The following is a 1,671-nucleotide window of genomic DNA, read 5'->3' on the forward strand; positions in this document are numbered from 1 at the left end:
GTCCGCGCCGTACGCGGCGAGCAGCCGGCCGGCGGCGTGGTCCGGGTCGCCGAGGAGGCCGCCGAGGATGTGCTCGGGGCCGACGTACGAGGTGCCGGCGGCCTGCGAGCGGGCGACGGCGCCCCGGAGCACCCGCTTCGCGGCGGGCGTCAGCGCCGGCTCCGCCGACGCGGCGCTCCCCTCCCCCGGCAGCGCCCGGGCGACGGCCTCGGCCAGTTCGTCGGGGTCGGCGCCGGCGTGGGCGAGGACGGCGCGCGCGGGGTCCACCCGGGTGCAGGCCCAGAGCAGGTGCTCGGTGTCGAGGTCGTCGCTGCCGTCCTCCTGGGCGCGCTGCTGGGCGCGGCCGATCAGCTCGCGTGCGGACTCGGTGAGGAGGCGGCCGACGGGCACGCGCTGGACGGCGGGCGGGGAGGTGGCGGGGGACGTGCCGAAGAAGCGGTTGAGCAGGTCGGAGAAGGGGTCGGGGGAGCCGTAGGAGCCGAGGGGGGAGAGGGACATGGTGAGTCTCCGCGGCGGTGGGTGGAGTGGTGCCCGGGCTTCACCTCACTGAAACAAGAGCCGTGTAAGCGCGCAAACGGTACGGATGGGGTGGTGGGGGGCGGTCGGGGCCGGCTCAGGCCCCGGTCCGTCCGGTCTCCTCGGTCTGCCCGGTTCCGGTCCCGGCCTGTCCGGTCTGCCCGGTCCGCTCGCCGCCCTCCGCGCGTCGGCGGCGGCGGTGGGCGGCGACGCGCGTACGGGAGGCGCAGGCCGGGGAGCAGTAGCGGCGGGCGCTGCCCGGGCCGGTGCCGAGGTAGAGGACGGTGCAGTCGGGTGCGGCGCACTCGCCCCACGCCGGCTGCCCGTACCCGGTGAGGATCTGCGCCAGCGCGAGGGCGCCGGCGGCGAGGAACCAGTCCGCCCAGCCGGCGTCGTCGCCGCGGTCGACGTGCAGGTGCCAGGGGTGCCCGCCGTGCCGGGAGAGCCGGGGCCGGGCGCCGCACTCCGCGAACACGTCGTTGAGCGCGGCGGCGGCGCGGTCCGCGTCCGGCTCGGTGAGCACGGCGGTCAGGCGGCGGGCGGCGCCGCGCAGGGCGTCGGCGTCGGCCTCGGTGAAGGCGCCGGGCGCGAGGTCGGCGGGGGTCTCGCCGTGGGCGGCGAGGAGCCGGGCGAGGTCGGCGCGGGCGCCGGCGGCGGCGCGGCGGACGGCGTTGGCGACGTCGAGGAGGCGCTGGGCGGGGTCGAACCCGTGCGCCGCGGCGCGGGGGGTGGCGCGGGGCGACGGGCTCATCGCGGGGCCTCCTGGGATGGGCGGGGGTGGTGGGTCCAGGGTAGTGGTAACGTCTTGTGTAGTTAAGCCGTTACGGGCGGGGTGGTGGCGGGGAGTGCGGTACGGGCACGGCACGCGGCGGCGTCGGGGCTGGCGGACGGCTGATGGCACGCGGCGGCCGGACGGGGGAGGCCGCGGTCGCGATCGGGCAGGGGAGGCGGGACGTATGGGCCGGGGGCTGCGGCGGTACCTGGCCACCGCCACCTGCGCCCGCCTCGCCGACGACGGCATGGCCGTCGCCGTCACCCTGCTCGCCCTGCACCGGACCGGCAGCGCCGCGCAGGGCGCGGGGGTGCTCGCGGCGTGGATGGCGCCGCACGCGGTCGCCGCCCCGCTGACCGGCGCGCTGGCCGCGCGGGCGGGGG

Annotated in this window: 2 protein-coding genes and 1 pseudogene; 1 reads left to right on the forward strand and 2 read right to left on the reverse strand. The window is 79.2% G+C overall.

The genetic code is table 11. The annotated features are described in order from the left end of the window. Both ABD317_RS36690 and ABD317_RS36695 read right to left on the reverse strand, forming a co-directional pair. The coding region (locus ABD317_RS36690) for a Clp protease N-terminal domain-containing protein (RefSeq protein WP_344296358.1) at positions 1–498 on the reverse strand (498 nt) is incomplete at its 3' end. 115 nt (positions 499–613) lie between these two features. After that, positions 614–1,267: a CGNR zinc finger domain-containing protein gene (locus tag ABD317_RS36695; protein ID WP_344296362.1), complete on the reverse strand. Its 654-nt coding sequence runs from the start codon at positions 1,265–1,267 to the stop codon at positions 614–616. Positions 1,268–1,472: 205 nt separating this feature from the next. On the opposite strand from ABD317_RS36695, the pseudogene ABD317_RS36700 reads away from it, so the two are divergent. Next, a pseudogene (locus ABD317_RS36700) lies at positions 1,473–1,671 on the forward strand (MFS transporter); the annotation flags it as partial.

It is taken from the genome of Streptomyces synnematoformans, assembly GCF_039531005.1.
GTDB lineage: Bacteria > Actinomycetota > Actinomycetes > Streptomycetales > Streptomycetaceae > Streptomyces > Streptomyces synnematoformans.